Raw genomic sequence first — 17,363 nt, 5'->3', positions numbered from 1 at the left:
CGTCTCACTGTCACGGCGCGGTACGTCCCTTGGTGGGCCAGGGGCACGAGGCCGGGATGTCGCAACCCGTGTGGCGTGGCTGGCCGCGTCGTGTGGCGCACTACGGCGGCCAGGCGCCCGCGACCAGCGTGCCGAGGGCCGTGCGCTGGTGGGTGACCGAGCGGCCCGCGCGGGTCGTCGTCGTCAGGCCCGCCGATCTGAGCGCGGCCGCGTGGGACGAGGCCGTCGCGTTGCTGACGTGGAGGGCGCGGGCCAGGGACGTCGTGGTGTGCGGGTCGGCGAGGAGGCGCAGGGCGGCGAGCCGGGTGCGGCCCAGGACGGCGGCCAGGGCCTCGGTGGAGGCGACCGGGCCCTCCGCGGTGGGCGGGATTCCGGGACCGGCCGGGTACGTCAGGACCACGGGATGGCCCGGGGCGTCCTGGAGAAGGGGGCCCGCCGGGTGGTGGAAGGTGGGCAGCACAACCAGGCCGCGCCCGTCGAGGCAGACGTCGCGGGCCGGCGCCGCGGCGGGCCATTCCCACACGCCCTCGTGGAGCCGGCTGCCCGGGGCCAGGCCGGTCAGGGTGGCGGCCACGCCGTGCTCGGCGACCGCCAGGGCGTAGCGGGTGAATTCCGCACGGTGCAGATCCTGCACGACGGACCAGACCGGGGCGAGGACCGTCTCGTACGCGGCCCGCTGGGCGCGGTGCAGGGTGCGCCAGGCCGTCTCGTCGCCCGCGTGCAGGCCGCGGATCCAGCCACGGGCGGGCACCGCCCCGTAGACCCGCTCCAGCTCGGATCGGACCAGACCGGGGCTGGTGGCGCGGATCTGTTCGAAGCCGTCGGCGACGGTGTCGCCGAGGACGTCGAGGAAGGAAGGCGGGCGACCCGCCGGAACCAGGTCGGCGAGCGGGCCGGTTCCGGCCGGGAGGGAACGCAGGACGCGGCCGCGCCACGGCGCGAACAGCGGCCCGCCACTTTGGGTCACGGCCGTGGTCAGGGCGGCGTGCAGTTCCTGGAGCGGCGCCGGGCGGGGCGCGAACCGGGTACGGGCGAAGTCCTTTGCGGTGAAGTGGACTCGTAGCACCCTCACAGCTCCCCGTCGTGGGCCGGCCTTTCGGTCGGAGCCTGAACCTTCGCGTCGTGACGGCCCCGCCCCAAGGATGTTCGCATGACTTCTCGACGCACTCTTCTGAAAGGCACCCTGTTCGGGAGTGCCGCCGCCCTGCTGCCCACGGCCGCGTCCGCCTCCGGTGGCGGCCCGGTCCTCCGGCTGCCCGCGCCCACCGGCCCGTACCCCGTAGGCGTACGGACGGTCCACCTGACGGACCCGGCCCGTACCGACCCGTGGGTGGGCGGCGTGCGGGAGTTGATGCTGACCGTCCTGTACCCGGCCCGATCGGTACGCGGCTCCTCCCGGGCCCCGCAGCTCACCCCGGCCGAGGCCCGGGAGTTCGCCGGCCTCGCGCCCCACGTGCATCCCGGACTGCCGGGGCCGGGGACCGTGGACTGGGGTGCGGTCCTCACCCACGGGTATGTGGGCGCGCCACCGCTGCCCGGGCGACGGCCGGTACTGGTGTACTCACCCGGCGGCGGTGACTCCCGCACGCTCGGCACGACCCTCGCCGAGGACCTGGCGAGCCACGGTCGTGTGGTCGTCCTCGTCGATCACCCCGGTGACGCTTCCCAGGTGGAACTGCCGACCGGGCTGCGGACGACCGTCCTGCTCGGGCCGCCGGACCCGGCGACCTTCCGCACGATGGTGGACACCCGGATCGCGGACCTCCGCCTGGTCCTGGACCGGCTCGGTGACCTGCCGCTCGCCCGGGTCATGGACTCCTGCCGGATCGGGTTGTACGGGCACTCCGCAGGCGGCACCGCGGCGGTGTACGCGGCCCATGACGACCGCCGGGTCGGCGCGGTGGCGAACCTGGAGGGCTACCTCGACCTGTACCCGACGCCAGTCGGCTTCACCCGGCCGCTGCTGCTGTTCCGCACCGACGGATTCGACGGTGCCGCCCGTATCGAGTCGTCCTGGGCGGCCCTTCCCGGCCGCCGCGTGCTGCTTTCCGACGCGAACCACTGGGCGTTCACCGACTACGGCTCGCTCGTCCCTCGGCTCCAGACCGCCGGACTCGTGACAGCGACAGCACGGGCCGCGCTCGTCGGCACCGGCGACCCCGCGCTGACACTCGCTGAGACACGGCGCCGGGTGGGGACCTTCTTCGCCCGCCATCTGTTGCAACGGGACTGTGAGGCGACGGCCTGATCCCGCCGTCGGGTCCCGGCCGCGCCTCGGCGGGCCCTTCGCGGACGTCCGGCTCGCCATGGCGCCGGGCCGGGGTTCGTCCGTACGCCCGCCCGGGTGGGGCGGCGGCGCGGTACGCCGCGCGGGCCGGTGCCGGATGGCCACCGGGGCTCTCCTGGACCGTCCGCGCGCGCCCGCAGGGGCCGGTCGCGGGCCGCCTGGGTGCGCTCCCGCCCGGCTGCTTCGCCGCGGTCACCGGTCTCGTCCGACTGCGGTCCGCCCAGTCCACTGGGCCCCGGCGTCCAGCGTCCCGGCCCCACATCCGCGCCGGCGGACGCCCGGCTCTACTGCGTCGTCCCACCCGCTCACCCGTCGTCGCGCCGCGCACCACCGGGGAGCCGCCGCTGCTCGCCGCCTTGTAGATCGGCCGCGGCCTGGCCCGTGGCCCCGGCCGCCGTCCGGTCGACCCTGGCGCCGCTGGCCCGGCCGTGCCGGTCGATGCCGGGGTGGCCCCCACAGGGTGGCGGAGCCGAGGTGCTGCTGGGTGGCCGTGCAGCCCGGCGGGGCGTCCGGGACCAGGGGGTGGTCCTGTCCGGCGACGTCTTCCAGCCGGGTGGGGCGCAGGCGGTCGGCGAGTGGCCGGGCGGGTTCCCCGTCGAAGAGCGGCAGGACCGGTTCCATCGGTCTCTGGGCTGCTGGGAGGCGGACGGGTGCGGGCGTGGCGCACCTGGTACGGGGCGCTGACGTGCGAGGGCTCAGCCGCTGGTGGGGGAGCTCGCGGTACTCATCGGGCACGGGGGCGGTCGCGTTGCGGCAGCCGCGCGACGACCAGGTCGTAGGAGTCCTCGACCGCGTCGGTGACGAGGCGCTTGGTGATGCCGGGTCCCGGCCCGAGTAAGATCCAGTGCCGCTTGTCGAGGTAGCGCCCCGGGGCGATCGAGGCGTAGTCGTGCACCCGCGCGCGGGCGTGTTCGGGTTCACACTTGACCGTGATGATCTGCTCGTCCTGATCGTCGGTGACGATCAGGAACACCTTGCCCGCGACCTTGTACACGTCGAGCCGGGAGGTGAAGGGGCGTGAGTGGCTGACGTCGGGCAGGGCAAGGGCCACCCGGCGGGCGGTACCTGGAGCCGGTCGCCGGCCGCGCTCACCGGGGCGCCCGCGTGCCGCCGGCGTAGGTGTGCGGGTCGACGGGCCGTTCGGCCTTGGGCAGGTGGGCGACGACGAGCCGGTAGGACTCGGTGACGAGCTCCCTGACCAGCTTCTCGTCGATGCCCTCTCCGTCCTCCAGCGTGATCCAGTGCTTCTTGTTCATGTGGTAGCCGGGGGTGATGTGGCTGTGGTGTTCCCGCAGGGCGAGGGCCTCGCCGGGGTCCGCCTTGAGGATCACGATGGGGCGCCCGGGCACCTCGGTTATCAGCATGAACACCTTGCCGCGCACCTTGAAGACCTCCCAGTCGTCGCCGAAGGGATGCTCCAGACGGGCTCCGGGAAGCTCTTGCGCGCAGTCGGCGGCGGTCTTCTGCAGGGTCGATTCGTTCATGGGCGGTGGGCCTCCTCGGAAGTGACGGTCCGCGGCGTCGAAAGGCACGGGGGGCGCGCCGCCAACCGCAGCAGCACAGTCCATCTTTGCCTGGAAACAACCGAAAAGGAGCGGTAGGCTGCGGACACCTGATGGTCGACGAGCGACATCCAGCCCCGAATGGCCGGGCCGGACCGGCCGCGGTCCCCTCGTACGGTGGTTTCCAGCCCCCGGTCGGCACTCCCTGCGGGCTGGAGGTGAGCACCGTCGAGGGCTTCTTCACCGGGCACGACGACTGGCCGTGGAACCCGCCCCGGCCGGGCCGGGCCACCTTCCACTACCTCATCGTGGTCACCGAGGGCGTACTGCGGCACGACGTCGACCACGTCACGCGGACCGTCGTCCCCGGCCAGTGGCTGTGGGTGCGCCCCGGACACGCACAGTGCTGGCATCCGCCCGGCGCCGCCCGCGGGCCGTTCGTCCTGTTCGAGCCGGACGTGCTGACACCCGGCACCGCCCGCCTGCTGGCCCCGCTCACCGTGCACGGGGCCCCTGCCGTGCTGAGCCCGCCCCCCGACGACTCCACCTGGCTCCACCAGACGGCACCGCAGCTCCTGGAGGAGCACCGGGCCCTCGGGCGCCGCCCCCTCGACATTCCACCACGCACTGCGTCGCAGCCTGCTCGAATCGCTGCTGCTGCGCCTCGCCGACGCCCCCGGAACCGCCCTCACCGGCACGACGGCCGACACGGGCCGTGGTGACACCCACAAGCGGTTCGTGGACGCCCTGGAGCTGCACTTTTCCGCGAACTGCACCGGGCTGCGGACTACGCCGAGCTGCTCGGCTGCTCGGTGCGCATCCTGAACCGCGCCGCCCGGGACGCCACGGGTAAAGGGGCGCGTGAGCTCATCGACGAGCGGCGCCGCCTCGAAGCCCGGCGCCTGCTGGGACACGCCCGGTGGGACACCCGGGTCGTGGCCGCCCACCTCGGCTTCACCGATCCCGCGAACTTCGGTCGCTTCTTCCGCGACCGCACCGGCACCACCGGCCGCCTTCGCCGCCGGGGAGGACACGACCGGTCCGTGAGCGGAGTGCGGTGCCCTGAGTCCCCGGCTCTCAGTCGTTCAGGACGACGACGTGCTTGCCCGGTGTGGCGCCGGACTCGACGTCGGCTTGGGCGTCACGGACCTGTTCCAGGCCGAGGCCGGTGGCGAGGGAGCCGTACGCGATCTGGACGTCTTCGGCAGCGCGCCGACGACGTCCCACGGCAGGCTGGTCCCGAACGGGGTGGCCCGCGCCGCGGGGACGGTCACGTACGGGGCGTAGGCGCCGTCCAACGAGCGGCCCACGCCGCGCCCGTCATGGTCACCACTTGCCGGCCCGGGCGCAGCCCGCTGCCCTCGTCGGCCCGGTCGACCACGCCGACGCCTTCGATGCCGAGGATGCGGGGGTAGGTGGCCTCCGGGTCCGACACTCCTTCTCGAGACGCCCGTTCGCGGCTCGTGGGTCCGCAGCGCCGCCGAGCGGACCGCCGAGGCCGAGCCGGCCCTACCGTGTCCGGCACCGCCGCTGTGCGCGGGGCGGCGGATATCGGGCTCCGGACCGGTCGGTGCCGCGCCGCCGCTCCGGTCGGACGAGGATCGGCACGTTCAGCCGCAACGACCTACCCGCCGTCCGCGCCGTCTCGTTGCCCCGACTGCACTGCTTGCTGCCCCGGTTGGTCCGTTTGTCGCCGGGTGTTCCCGTGGCCGCTTCGGCCCGGGGCCGCCGCGTCCGTGTCGCTGTCAGCCTGGCGGCGGGACCGGGACGGGGAACGTCGGCATTCCGATGCTGTCCTTCGGCGGGCGGGCTCCCCGCCAAGGGGTGAGGGGGGAGAGCACCGCCGGGGGAGGTATCGCTGTGGTCGTCTGTTTCCTGGGTGGTCCGTTCGCTGGACGTGCGATGGAGACGTCCGACGCCCCGTGGGCCGGGGGCCGGCGCCGGGTGTGCCATGGTGAGGGCATGACGTGGAACGGTGAGGAGTACCAGGAGCGGTTCGACCGCATCGCTGCCGAGGGGAAGGACGTCCACGGCGAGGCCACGCTGGTCCGCTCCTTCGGGCCGGCCACGGTCCTGGACGCGGGCTGCGGCACCGGGCGGGTGGCCATCGAACTGGCCCGCCACGGGCTTGCCGTGGTGGGCGTCGACATCGACGAGTCGATGCTCGCCACCGCCCGGCGCCGGGCGCCGGAGATCCCCTGGTACCGGCGCGACCTGGTGGGGCTCGATCTCGGGCAGTGGTTCGACGTCGTGGTGATGGCGGGCAACGTCCCGTTGTTCACCGCGCCGGGAACGCAACCGGCCCTGGTGGCCGGGGTGGCGGGCCACGTCCGGCCGGCCGGGCGCCTCGTCGCCGGGTTCTCCCTGGACCGCGGATACACGCTGGACGACTACGACTCTCACTGCCGCGCGTCGGGCCTCACCCTCGAAGCCAGGTACGCGACCTGGTCCCGCGACCCCTACACCGGCGGCGCGTACGCCGTTTCCGTGCACCGCAGGCCCTGACCGTCCCCGCGCCCGCGTTCGACAGCCGGGGCACCGGGCGGAAGCACCGGCATGGGCACCGAGGCGTCCGTCCCGCTTCGCCATTGCGGCCGCGCACGGCCCCTGCGACACGCCGATCCTGCGGACGGTGCCCGGGCGCGGATGCCCGCCGTCCCGGGCTCAGGTCAGAGACGGGAGCGGGAAAGGCGCGCCGGCCAGTTCCTCCGACAACGGCCCGGCCGGCTGCCGGCGACGCATCGGCGCACACGCGCGCTGCGGTCAGGTCGTCGAAGAAGAGGTGCGCCTGACGGTGGTCGGTCGACGTGACCGTGACGACGCGGGGGGGGCGTCTCCGCTCGTCATCAGGTCCAGCAGCACCCGCTCTGGTCACGGTCGGCGCCGCTGATCGTTTTGGCGCGGGCCTGCTCTGCACCTCGTTCCGGCCGGGCACCGCCGGCCGTCATCGGGCCGTCCTGGCCGGGAGACGGTCCGTACCCCCGGGCCATGGCAGCGCAGGCCGCGTCGCCGACCTGCCCCGCCGGCCGCCTCACCGTCGCGCTTGACGCCCGACACCGTCGGCTTGGCCGTGCTCGTCGACCTGTTCGGCGGCCCCGCCACACCCGGATTTGCCGCCGCGTTCCGCCTGGCCGCCATCGTGTCGCTGCTCGCGCCGTCGGGCCCGCGTCCGGTCGCCGCCCCGCCCCGAGTTGGCGCCGTCCGCGTCGCCGGGCTGGCTGCTTCGGTGCCGTCCGCTGCCCTGCCGCTTCGGGATCTTTGCGCAGGTCTCGTCCGTGCCGTCACCGGCTGGCCCGGCCGTAGCCGTGACGACTGAGCCGGCCGCCGGCCACCCCGCCGCCGCGCCCGGTGTCCGGTCATGCCCACCCCGGCCGCGCCGTCACCCGCACCAGCCACGATCGTCACGTTCCGCCGTAACGGTGCGAGTCCGCCCGGAGTCACCGTCTGCTGTCGTTGACCGGTCCCCTCCTGGGCTGCCCCGCACGGCGCCGTGCGGTTGTGTCATGGGCGTGGATCCGGCTTCGACCGATTGGGGGATTGCCCTTCACGAGGCTCTGTGTCCGCAGTGAGGGTGCGGTTTTGGACGTATGCAGGAGTCGGGTCGCGCGTACCTGGCCGAAATGAGGCGGGTCCGAGGGCCGGGCGGTTCTCTGTCCGAGGTCAGGGGCCGGTGGGGACAGCGAAGGCGTCCAGGGACTCGGGGAGGGTTTGGCCGCCGTCGACGGTGAGGGACTGGCCGGTGACGAAGGAGGCTTCGTCGGAGGCGAGGAAGAGCACGGCGTGTGCGACGTCGGCGGTCCCACCGAGCCGCCCCAGTGGGATGGAGTCGGTCATCCGGCGCAGGTAGTCCGGCCCGAGACCGGTCAGCCCTTCGGTGTACACGTTTCCGGGCAGGACGGCATTGACCGTGATGCCGTATGGCGCCAGCTCCAGAGCCGCACTGCGGAGGAAACCCAACTGTCCTGCCTTGCTGGCTCCGTAGTGGGACCACCCTGCGTAGCCGGTTGTCGGGCCGGTGATCGAGGAGGTCAGAACGATCCGGCCGCGTCCGGCCCGTTCCATCGCGGGCAGACAGGCCCGCACTGACAGGATGGAGCCCCGGAGGTTGACGTCCAAGACCTCGTCCACGTCCTCGGCGGTCAGCTCGCGCAGCGGACGCTCCGGGAAGATCCCGGCGTTGACGCACAGCACATCGATCCCGCCGTACTGCCGTTCGGCTTCGGCCGCCATCTCCTCGATGTCTTCGGGCCGTCGCACATCCACGCCCATGCCCGCGACCCGCCCGCCGGTGACCTGGGCGAGACCGTCCGCCACCTCGCGGGCCCTCTCCTCGCTCCGGCCCGTGAGCAACACGGCGGCGCCCTGCCGGGCGAAGAGTTCGGCGATACCGAGTCCGATCCCCCGTGTACCTCCGGTCACGATGACGGACCGGTCCTTCCAGCGCGTGAACGTCATGCCGTCTGCTCCCTTCCCTGCCGTTCCTCCATTGCCGGGAAAACCCGGTCGCTGTCCTGATCACGCTAACGACAGACCCGGATGGGGCGGCGAAGACCGGCCAGCACGTGAACACGCAGCGCAGGTCCGACGACGAGGAGGAGATGTTCCAGCGCTGCACAGGTGACCGTCACGTCGCCGCCCGAGCCCCCGGCGGCTCAGAGCCGCGCCGTCCCGGCGCGCGAGAACCTGGCGAAGATGCCCGAGTCCGCGCCACTGATCGGCTTCGGCGCGGGAAAGAAGGAGGTCTCCGTCGATTCCCCGCACGTCCTGGTCACTGCCGGTACCGGCGGCGACAAGCCGGTGATCCTTCGCTCCATCGCCTGCCGGATGCTCCCCTGCTCCGCGCCGAGAACACCTGGTTTGTCGTCGGGTGACGTCTGTGGGTTTCGGCAGCACTTCAAGCCTCGCTGTGCGAGCATCGAAGCGCTCCATCGGGCGAGGCGAGGGCAGGTACGGTCCCGGCAGTCTCAAAGTGGCGTGCGGTGTGCGGGCCGGATCGCCGCGGTGACGCAGGCGCGGGTCGTCGCTCGCCCCGCCGCACCGTGAAGCCGCCGCAGTGAAGGGGTCCCTCCATGACTCACGTGCACCATCCTGTATGCGCGCGATGCGGGGAACACCGATACGGCCGCCGTTACGAGTTCCGCATCGGCGTGCCGAAGGCGATGACGAACATGATGGGTAACCCCTATCAGAACACGATGATCAGGTATGAAGTCCTCGGCACGGAGTCCGCGTTCCTGTGTGACCGATGCGCCTGCCGCCACGTCTCTGTCCGGGGGCCCCTGCCCCTGCTGGCGTGCCTGGCCATCGAGGCGGTGCTGTTCGCGGGGCTGCCCTTCCGCGACGTCCAGCTGCCACAGCCCGTACTGCTGATCCTCGTCCTGGTCCTGTTGGCGCTCTCCTCCTACGCGAGCAGGGAGACATGGCGCGCGCTCAAGCTGATCTGCGTCAACTGGCGGGAGGGGTGGGAGTTGGCCTGGACGCTGGTCTCCTCGGTGCTCTTGGTGATTGCCCACCTCGTGGGCCCGGTGATGATGGGTTTCATCGTCGGTGACCTGGACGAACCAGGCCAGCATTCCGTGCTCGACAAGTACCCGGCGACCGCCCGCGGAGCCACGTTCGCGGCGGTCGTCTTCGGTGGCACCGCGAGCCTTCACCTACTCCTGCTGGCCACGTGCTGGTTCGGTCGACGAGACTCTCTGGAGAGACTGGCCTGGAAACACCGCAGGAACACCCTGCGCCGCACATGGCCTGGGCTGCGCGGCTTCAGCAGCGTCGAATACAAGGCACTGACCCTGTCCGGCACCGGCACCGATGATCGACCGTAGACCTGCCCGCGCACCGGGGCCGACGTCGGTGCGCGAGCGGGGCCGGCATTCCACGGCCTGAGGTTCCTCCGCTTTTGGCTGGTTCTGGCAGCTCACCCGGTTCTGCCGTGGAAGTACCGTTAGGGCGCCCCTGTGGCGGGCCGCCGGGGTGGTGTACCACGCGGCACGGCCCAAGAGCACCGACCGACAAGGAGGACCACGATGTCGTGGGTGACCAGCAGCCTTCGGGCGCTCAGCGGTGAGATGCGTGCACGGTGGCACGGGTACTTCGTCGGTTACGGACAGCGGGACTAACCCTGGGCAGCCGGACCGGGCGCAACCCCGACCGACAAGGAGGTCAGCCGCGATGTCATGGATCATCAGGAGTCTTCGGGCGCTCAGCGGTGAGGCGCGTGCGCGCCGCAACCAGTACGGCGACAGGTACGGGCACAACGCCTGACATCCCCTCCGCAAAGGAATGGGACGAGCGGCTGGACCGCCGGGTGTCCCGTCCTCCGTCAGATGGGCGGACGCCCCATGTTCCTTGACAGGAAGAGTCTGTGGCCGCATCTGCGGCGGTGGGAGGAGCAGGCCGCGGACCGCGACGGTCCGTTCAGGCTCCGCTTCGGCACCCTCTTCGTGGCCGACGCCGACGCGGCCCGAGGCGTCCTGGTCGACTCGGCCGACGACTACCTGTCCCAGTCAGGGTTCTTCCGCCTCGGGCCGCAGTCCCTACCCGAGGCGGTACGGAGGGAAGCCTCCCGCGAACTGCTCGGGGTCCTGGCCCGGCACGACCTCGCGTCGTCGTTCGACCTCGACTCCGCCCTCGGTGAGGTGAGCGACGGCCGCGGCCGCCTGCGGCACCACCGTTGGGGCGTCGAACTGGTCCGGCGGTACTTCGCCCCGGTCATCGCGCACCGGCGTCACACCGAAATCAACGCCCTCGTCGACGCCTACGTGACGTCGAGCGTCGTCGCCGACGACATCGTCGGCCATGTGTTGAGGCGCTCGCACCGTACGGTACCCGCCATCCGGGCCGGGCTCGCCGAACAGCTCGACCGGCTGCCGGCGCGGGAAAGCGGCGCGCAGGACCTGGTCGACCTGGTGCTGGGCCTGCCCGGAGAGCTGTCCCCGGCCGATCGCGCGCAGTTGCTGCAACGCCTCGTCTTGTCCACGGTGGGCTTCACCGGCGTGACCCTCGAATGGGTGGTGATGCTCGGCATCCAACACGGCTACGATACCCCGGTGGTGCGGCAGGAGCAGGTCCATCGGCTGGTCAGGGAGGCGCTGCGCCTGTATCCGACCGCCTGGCGCCTGATCAGGGTGGCCGCCACCGACCACGATGTAGCCGGCTCCCGGGTCCGTGAGGGCGAGCACGTCCTGATCGGCACGCACGCGATCCACCGGTCGGAGGCCGTGTGGGACAGGCCCCTGGACTTCCGTCCCTCGCGATGGGAGCGACTGACCGACGACCAGCGGCGCTCCTACCTCCCCTTCGGCAAAGGCGAGGGCATGTGCCCGGCGAACGGCTTCGCCGTCAAGGCCCTCGAACACCTCGGCCACCTCATCCTTCACGGTTACCGGGGACACGTGCGGTTGCGTACCCGCAAGCCCCACGTCCGCACGCTCCTGGCCCCACCTGCCGGCTGGACCCGCCTCACCTCCGCCCCGGCACCCGATCGCCCCTCTCGGCTCGTGTTCGACACAGAGGCGCGTTTCCGCCGAGATTAGAGGCGCCGACGACTGGGGGCTCATGGAGGACGAACCGTCCGACACGCCAAGACGGATGTGCAGCGCGTCAGGAAGGTGACGAAGACCTGTCCCGTCTGTGAGCGCGAATTGTTCGGGCGCACAGCTGACGGCACTACTGGCGGGCAGTCCCTCTCCGCAGGTCAGCACGTTCTGAGCGTCCGGTGGCCGACGCCCTCGCCGTCCGCCCTCGGGCCGTCTCCCGTTCGGCGTCCCGGCGTCGGCCCGGCGGACCCGTACGGTGTGGTGGTCCGGGCTGGCCGGTCGCGGCGCTCCCTGCCGCCGGAGCCGTGCGTCGCCTGCGGACTGCTGGTGGTCCGGGGCGCGGAGAAGCTGCTGCAAGGGGTGACGTGCTCGCGGGTCTGCCGGATGTTCCTCACGCGTACCGGTAACGGCGATGCGGGGGTCGGGATGACGCTGCGGGGCCTTGCGGTCGACCGGTCACGACGGGGCTCGCGGACACGTGTAACTGGGGGCGCCGTGCCGACAGAAGGCGTACCACCGCCGCCGCACCGCCGCCCGGCCCCACGACGACCGGCACACTCAGCCATAACGGCGGGGGAGGGGCAGCCCTTTCCCTCGGCCCCGCCGACGCGGTTCGTCCTGCTCAGGTGTGACGGCAGCGAAGCCTGAGTACCTCTCATCCGGGTCGGCGACCGCGAGCGGGGTGTGGCATGGGAAGTCGTTGCCGGGGCGAGTGTCGACGGGCGGTGCCGCAGCCCTTCGGGTGCTACCGCGTGCCGGCCTTCACCGGGTCAGCCGGCCACGGGGCGCCAGGCGGCTTCGGCGTCCTGGGCGGTGGGATGGGTGGGGAAGACCTGCTCCAGGCCGACGATGCGGAAGATCCGGCCGACGCGGTCGGGTACCGCGGTCAGGGCGATGAACGCGCCGGCTGCCAGGGCGTGGTTGCGGGCGGCGATCAGTACGGTGATGCCGCTGGAGTCGCAGAAGGTGAGGCCGCCAAGGTCGAGAACGAGCTGCTGGCCTGGGCGCAGGTCGACGCCGGGTAGCGCGGCGCGGACCTCCGGCGCGGTGCGGTGGTCCAATTCCCCCATTAGTTCGATGACCGCTCCTCTGGGGGTGGTGTGGGTCTGGAGGGTCAGGTGCTTGGTCACTGATGCTCTTCGCTGGAGGGTCGGGGCACGTGGATGGCGAGGACAGCGGTGTCGTCGTCCACGCCGGTGCCGAAGGTGTCGAGCAGGTCGCGGACCGCGCTGATGGTGTCTGATGCGGTGGTGGGGGCGAGGGTGCGGCCGAAGTCGAGGAGGGCGTCGTCGCCGTAGCGTTCTCCGCCGCCTGCGGTGGCGTTGGTGTGAGCTTCGGTGAGGCCGTCGGTGTGCAGGAGCAGGGTGTCACCTGGGGCGAGGTGGACGGTGGTGGTGGCGATGTGGGCGTCGGGCAGGACGCCGATGAGCTGTCCGCCGGGGGTGGGAAGAAAGTCGGCGGTGTCGTCGGCGCGCATCAGTAGGGCTGGTGGGTGTCCGCCGCTGGCCAGGGTGATGTGGAAGCCGCCCCGGTCGGGGTCGGGGGTGAGCAGGCCGAAGATGACGGTGCAGAAGCGGGGGTCGGTGCCGCTGTACTCGTGGTTCAGGACCGTGTTGAGGTTGCCGAGGACGGCGGCGGGGTCGGGGTCGTAGACGGCGGCGGCGCGCAGGGTGTAGCGGGCCAGTGAGGTGATGGCTGCGGCGGGAGCGCCCTTGCCGCACACGTCACCCAGGAAGAGGCCCCAGCTGCCGGCTGTCAGGGGGAAGAGGTCGTAGAAGTCGCCGCCGACCTCGTCGACGGAAGCGATGTGGTAGTACGCGGCTACCTCTAGGCCGGGGACGTCCGGCAGCGCGGGCGGCAGGAGGGTCTTCTGCAGGGTGGTGGCCAGGATCTGGAGGCGGTCGCGTTCCCGGTCGGCTTCCTGGCGGGCGCGCAGCAGCTCGGTTTCGTAGGCGCGGCGGTCGCGGGCGTCGAAGACGGTGGTGCGGATGAGCAGTGGCTGCCCGTCACCGCCGGATTTCACCGTCGAGGTGACCAGGACGGGCAGTCGGGTGCCGTCGGCGGCCTTCAGTTCCAGGGCGATGCCGCTGATCTCGCCCTGCATCCGCAGCAGCGGGGCGAAGTGGGTCTCGTGGTAGAGCTGGCCGCCGACCGTGAGCAGGTCGGAGAAGTGCTTGCGGCCGACCAGGTCGTCGCGCCGGTAGCCGAGCCAGTTCAGCAGGGTGGCGTTGATCTTCACGATCCGGCCGTCCAGCTGGGTGGACAGGTAGCCGCAGGGCGCGTGCTCGTACAGGTCCTCGGCGCTGTCCTCCAGTAGCGCGGAGAACTGCCCCTGCTCCTCCGCCGGCCTCTCGTCTCCCTTCGGGCCGCCGTCCTCTTCGCCGTTGGTCTTGCACATCACTGGAGGATTCCTGCGAAGGTGGCGGCGGTCTCCTCGGGGGCGGCGAGCTGAGGACGGTGTCCCGTGGCATCCAGCGTGACCAGCCGGCTCCCCGGGACCTGCGCATGGATGAACGCACCCACCTCCGGCGGGGTGATCGCATCGCTGGGGCACTGGGCGACCAGCGTGGGCATCGCCACGTTGGCGAGGTCGGTGTGGTTGTCGGACAGAAATGTCACCCGGGCAATCTCCGGATCGGTGCAACAGAAGCTGTTGGTCAGCTCCTCACCCAGCTCTGGCTGCTGTGGGTTTCCCATGTTGACCGGGGCCATCGCACCCGACCAGCCCAGATAATTCGCCTCCAGCGACCCCAGCAGCTCCTCGATGTCCGTGACACTGGACCTGCCCTGGTAACCGACCTCCAGATCGTGGGTGAAATACGACGGAGGGGTGAGCAGTATCAGCCCGGCGAATGCCTCGGGCTCCCGCACGGCGGCCGGTTCACTCATTGTGGCGCCCACCAAATGCCCCACGAACGTGACGGGCCCAGCGCCGGCTCCCGGCACAGCTCAAGCATATCGACAGCTTACCCGCCCAGCATCGAATAGCGGTCCCGGCTCCACGCCGACAGATCGGGGTTTCCCGAGCCCACGTGATCGGAGAGGACCACGGTGAGGTCGCGTTCCAGTGCCGGCGCCACCGGCCGCCACATGTTCTGATCCCACCCGGACCCGTGTGCCAGCATCACCATCGGTCCGCCGGGCCGTCCGGCCACCGTCACATGGTTCATGCTTCGCGCATCCATGTGGCCCATCTTCGCAGACAGATCCCACGACCCGGCTTTGGCCGTCTTGCTCAACTTTTGAGGGACAACATCCCGACCAACCTTCGGTGAGATCGCTCAGTCTCCGCTGCGAGAGGTCACCTTTGTCGAACACGATGAGGGCACGGCCGGCAGCTTTTCCAGGGTCGCCGTCACACGCGGGCCGAAAGCCCAACCCGCAGAAGGTGCGCGGTGGGATCAGCCCACCCCACCTCCAGGAGCACCTCGTGGTGAGCACCGCCGACGAGCCGGAACAAACCCCCTCCGCAGCCCCCTCCATCACCCTTTCCGCGCCCCATCGCCAGGAATCAGGCGTTTTCACAGGTCAGGCCAGGCGTTCGGGGGCCGGCGCAGGTCCATCAGCACATGTCCGAAAGTGTCCTGTTCGCAGGAAGAAATCGTCGGAGCCTCGGTGGAGGGGATCGCTGCGAGCGCTGGGGACTTTTCAGAGGGCGACGCCCGATCAGTTGTGGAAGCCGACCCGCCCGAACGACCGGCACGACAAGCTCCCGCGGGACAACCTCTGGATCTCCAGGACCACCTCGCCAGGATCGGGACCGTCCGGACGACCAGCGGCAGGTGTGGGTGCTCACCACCCGAGGGCAGCGTGAGACGAAGAAGCTGCTGCAGCCAAAGGGCATACGGGTCTCGGCGCTGCGCAAGGAGGAGTACGACCCGGTCGCCGGTGAGCTGCTTGGCACCGGCTGAGACGACCACGCCGCGGCGGTCACCCCGACGGCCGCCGAACTCCGCCGCACCGGGATCGGACACCCGCTGGCCTTTCAGACGGACATCGGCTCGGCGAACGCCTGCATCAGCGGACTCGGCTAACTTTCCCGGCTGAGCCAACCGTCGCGGCTCAACGCTGCGCCGTTTCGGCCGTCCCTACCCGCTCGGCGCCGCCCATCCCTCGGCGCCGCCCATCCCTCGGCTGCAGGCCTGCCGGGCCACGCTGAGCCGCCTGCCGCGTCGACCCTGCCACCCCGGCCGCCTTCCGTACCGGCTTCGTGGAGTGACCACCCAAGCAGCCCCGCTCGGGTCTCCTCGGGTGGGGCGCCCCTTGTAAACCGCTCAGGTTGCCGTATAGCGACTTTCGTGCGCCGGGCGCTTCGCAGGGCGATAACCGCGCGGACCAGCAACGGGCTATGCGTATGCCCCCCGAATGGCCGCCTCTGCCGTGCCGAGGTGGCGGGCCTTCGAAACCATTGTTTGCAGCGCCGCAGGTTCGCCTTGCCGAGTCCTTTCCGGCGGGCTGTCGAAGGCCGCTCTTGAAGAGGGAAACTGTGATCGTCACGATCGTCGTGGCCGTCGGTGCTGTATTGTCCGGAGTATTCGGTCGCCGCCTCTTGCGACGCCAACTGGAGTCCCTGAAAACGCCGACCCTGACTGTACGGGACTTCGTCCTGCCCTTGCAGGCTCTGACCGTCTTCGTACTCGCCTTCGTCCTGGTGGCGGCATCGAATTCCAACGGCCGGGCCGAGGAAGCAGTACGCAAGGAAGCCAAAGCTCTGGGCCACATGTACGACGTGGCCGGCGGGACTGTCACTGCCACCCTGATCGTGACGACCGCCCTGCTTACCAGCGTCCTGCTCGTCATCCGTGACGTAGAACGTCCCTTCAGCGGCGTGATCCGGATCAGCTCCGGTGTCATGACAGCGGTCGAAGATGACTTGACCGAGAACTTCACCGCTGCCTACGGCGAGAACCGCCTGCCCTGCGACAGCCAGGGCAATCCTCACCGCGCCGCCCGGTGAGCGACTCTGTCGGCGACCTTGAGGCTCGGGCGCATTTGCCTTGCTGCCACCAGCGCTCCCAAGGCAAACCTCTTGAGTTGAGGTGGTGAGGCTTTTCCGACATCGGTTTGAGCTGGCCAAATACAAGGTGAGGACGGTTTGGGTGGGGCAGGTGATTCGGGTGGGCGAGCACCGGTGTTTGCGAAGGGGCCGCCAGGACGTGAGGGTGGCCATGGCCTGCACGAGGGCGCGGATCTTCGCGTGGGACCGGTTCACGGCCTGCTGACCGGTGGACAGGGTCCCCCAACGTCTCGGCACGGGGTGAGGACCGTGCCGTCGCTGCCCCGGTAGCCCTTGCCGGCCTAGCACGTGATGTCGGCCTTGGTGCGGGGCGTCGCCGGCTCTGCCCGTGCCGTCCACGACGTCCGGGCCGCCCGGGAGCACGGCATCATCGACGCCCTCGCGGCGGTCGGCACCACGTGCTGGGCGTACATCAGGCCACGGCCACGAGGCACGTGGGTGGTGTCGGCGACGGCCCACGCCTCCTGCTGCGCCGTCGCGGCGGTCCGCGCCGCGGTGGCCGCCCTGGTGGCCTGCTCCTTTGCCTTGGCGACCAGGGAGGCCACGTGTGAGCGGATGCTGGCGAGGTCCGCCTCGCCGCCGCCCGCCAGGCACCAGCGCTTGAGGTAGCGGCTGGTCACCGTCACCGATTGCCGGAGGGCGTGCGCGGACTCGCAGTCGGAGTGCTCGTCGGGCGCGGCGGTGAGGTGGTCGGCCAGCAGCAGCGCGCCGAACTCACCGACCGGCCGCGCCGGCTCCGGCCCGTCCGCGTGGAACTGGGCGAGCTTGGCCTCGTCGTCCTTGCTGCCCTGTTCCCGCCAGACCGGCTCCACGTAGTGGGCGGCCCTGGTGAGGGCCCGACGCCGCGCTCACCGACGTCAGCGGCGCGGGGAAACGTTTCAACGTGATCCCGAGAGCCTCGCCCAGCTGATCGGGCCGCGCACCCTCGCCTGGACCGGCGCACACCATGATCGGCGCCGACGGCAGCCGAAATCGGCGGGTTCGTCGCATCTTCCAGAGGTCGAGCCGCGAACCCGCAG

16 protein-coding genes and 3 pseudogenes are annotated in these 17,363 nt (G+C 71.2%); 8 read left to right on the top strand and 11 right to left on the bottom strand.

Annotated features, from left to right (window positions below):
* Positions 1 to 100: 100 nt before the first annotated feature.
* On the bottom strand, positions 101 to 1,066 hold the full coding sequence (locus RND61_RS09780) for an ArsR/SmtB family transcription factor (RefSeq protein ID WP_315877564.1): 966 nt from the start codon (positions 1,064 to 1,066) through the stop codon (positions 101 to 103).
* Positions 1,067 to 1,150: 84 nt separating this feature from the next.
* On the opposite strand from RND61_RS09780, the gene RND61_RS09775 reads away from it, so the two are divergent.
* Positions 1,151 to 2,248 (top strand): alpha/beta hydrolase family protein, encoded by a 1,098-nt coding sequence (locus RND61_RS09775; protein ID WP_315877444.1) that lies wholly within the window; start codon positions 1,151 to 1,153, stop codon positions 2,246 to 2,248.
* 763 nt (positions 2,249 to 3,011) lie between these two features.
* On the opposite strand, the gene RND61_RS09770 is transcribed toward RND61_RS09775, so the two are convergent.
* Both RND61_RS09770 and RND61_RS09765 read right to left on the bottom strand, forming a co-directional pair.
* Positions 3,012 to 3,338 carry an MmcQ/YjbR family DNA-binding protein gene (locus RND61_RS09770; protein WP_315877443.1) on the bottom strand — a complete coding sequence of 109 codons (327 nt, stop codon included), beginning with the start codon at positions 3,336 to 3,338 and terminating at the stop codon, positions 3,012 to 3,014.
* A gap of 37 nt (positions 3,339 to 3,375) precedes the next feature.
* A complete protein-coding gene (locus tag RND61_RS09765) occupies positions 3,376 to 3,771 on the bottom strand; it encodes an MmcQ/YjbR family DNA-binding protein (RefSeq protein ID WP_315877442.1) in 396 nt (131 codons plus the stop codon).
* A 128-nt stretch (positions 3,772 to 3,899) separates the two neighbouring features.
* On the opposite strand from RND61_RS09765, the pseudogene RND61_RS09760 reads away from it, so the two are divergent.
* Positions 3,900 to 4,836 (top strand): annotated as a pseudogene (locus tag RND61_RS09760) (helix-turn-helix domain-containing protein).
* A gap of 30 nt (positions 4,837 to 4,866) precedes the next feature.
* Here the strand turns inward: RND61_RS09760 and RND61_RS09755 are convergent.
* Positions 4,867 to 5,016 carry a hypothetical protein gene (locus RND61_RS09755; protein ID WP_315877441.1) on the bottom strand — a complete coding sequence of 50 codons (150 nt, stop codon included), beginning with the start codon at positions 5,014 to 5,016 and terminating at the stop codon, positions 4,867 to 4,869.
* 43 nt (positions 5,017 to 5,059) lie between these two features.
* Positions 5,060 to 5,224, bottom strand: a complete 165-nt coding sequence (locus RND61_RS09750) for a hypothetical protein (protein WP_315877440.1) — start codon at positions 5,222 to 5,224, stop codon at positions 5,060 to 5,062.
* Between the two features lie 527 nt (positions 5,225 to 5,751).
* On the opposite strand from RND61_RS09750, the gene RND61_RS09745 reads away from it, so the two are divergent.
* Positions 5,752 to 6,294 (top strand): class I SAM-dependent DNA methyltransferase, encoded by a 543-nt coding sequence (locus tag RND61_RS09745; RefSeq protein WP_315877439.1) that lies wholly within the window; start codon positions 5,752 to 5,754, stop codon positions 6,292 to 6,294.
* Between the two features lie 565 nt (positions 6,295 to 6,859).
* Positions 6,860 to 7,105: a hypothetical protein gene (locus RND61_RS09740; protein ID WP_315877438.1), complete on the top strand. Its 246-nt coding sequence runs from the start codon at positions 6,860 to 6,862 to the stop codon at positions 7,103 to 7,105.
* A gap of 344 nt (positions 7,106 to 7,449) precedes the next feature.
* On the opposite strand, the gene fabG is transcribed toward RND61_RS09740, so the two are convergent.
* A complete protein-coding gene (fabG, locus tag RND61_RS09735) occupies positions 7,450 to 8,244 on the bottom strand; it encodes a 3-oxoacyl-ACP reductase FabG (protein WP_315877437.1) in 795 nt (264 codons plus the stop codon).
* A 614-nt stretch (positions 8,245 to 8,858) separates the two neighbouring features.
* Here fabG and RND61_RS09730 point away from each other — a divergent pair.
* The gene (locus tag RND61_RS09730) at positions 8,859 to 9,614 is read left to right on the top strand and encodes a hypothetical protein (RefSeq protein WP_315877436.1); all 756 of its coding nucleotides are present in this window, start codon (positions 8,859 to 8,861) and stop codon (positions 9,612 to 9,614) included.
* A 516-nt stretch (positions 9,615 to 10,130) separates the two neighbouring features.
* Complete coding sequence (locus tag RND61_RS09725) at positions 10,131 to 11,324, top strand: cytochrome P450 (RefSeq protein ID WP_315877435.1); 1,194 nt, start codon at positions 10,131 to 10,133, stop codon at positions 11,322 to 11,324.
* Positions 11,325 to 12,097: 773 nt separating this feature from the next.
* On the opposite strand, the gene RND61_RS09720 is transcribed toward RND61_RS09725, so the two are convergent.
* The 3 genes and pseudogenes from RND61_RS09720 to RND61_RS09710 all read right to left on the bottom strand — a co-directional run bounded on the left by RND61_RS09720 (position 12,098) and on the right by RND61_RS09710 (position 14,512).
* Entirely contained in the window at positions 12,098 to 12,457 is a 360-nt protein-coding gene (locus tag RND61_RS09720; RefSeq protein WP_315877434.1) for an STAS domain-containing protein, read from the bottom strand.
* On the bottom strand, positions 12,454 to 13,725 hold the full coding sequence (locus RND61_RS09715) for a PP2C family protein-serine/threonine phosphatase (protein ID WP_315877433.1): 1,272 nt from the start codon (positions 13,723 to 13,725) through the stop codon (positions 12,454 to 12,456). Before RND61_RS09715 ends, RND61_RS09720 begins: the two co-directional genes overlap by 4 nt.
* Positions 13,725 to 14,512, bottom strand: a pseudogene (locus RND61_RS09710) (alpha/beta fold hydrolase). The gene RND61_RS09715 and the pseudogene RND61_RS09710 overlap by 1 nt, the downstream one beginning before the upstream one ends.
* 603 nt (positions 14,513 to 15,115) lie before the next feature.
* Here RND61_RS09710 and RND61_RS09705 point away from each other — a divergent pair.
* Positions 15,116 to 15,238 (top strand): hypothetical protein, encoded by a 123-nt coding sequence (locus RND61_RS09705; RefSeq protein ID WP_315877432.1) that lies wholly within the window; start codon positions 15,116 to 15,118, stop codon positions 15,236 to 15,238.
* A gap of 575 nt (positions 15,239 to 15,813) precedes the next feature.
* The gene (locus RND61_RS09700; RefSeq protein WP_315877569.1) at positions 15,814 to 16,284 is read left to right on the top strand and encodes a hypothetical protein; all 471 of its coding nucleotides are present in this window, start codon (positions 15,814 to 15,816) and stop codon (positions 16,282 to 16,284) included.
* 105 nt (positions 16,285 to 16,389) lie between these two features.
* Here the strand turns inward: RND61_RS09700 and RND61_RS09695 are convergent.
* Positions 16,390 to 16,625: pseudogene (locus RND61_RS09695) on the bottom strand (IS5/IS1182 family transposase); the annotation flags it as partial.
* On the bottom strand, positions 16,626 to 17,156 hold the full coding sequence (locus tag RND61_RS32670; protein WP_391653177.1) for a hypothetical protein: 531 nt from the start codon (positions 17,154 to 17,156) through the stop codon (positions 16,626 to 16,628).
* Between the last annotated feature and the right edge of the window lie 207 nt (positions 17,157 to 17,363).

The organism is Streptomyces tamarix, from assembly GCF_032423885.1.
In the GTDB taxonomy this organism is placed as follows: domain Bacteria; phylum Actinomycetota; class Actinomycetes; order Streptomycetales; family Streptomycetaceae; genus Streptomyces; species Streptomyces tamarix.
Note: the sequence above shows the minus strand (reverse complement) of the source record. Positions and strands in the feature narration are given on the sequence as shown.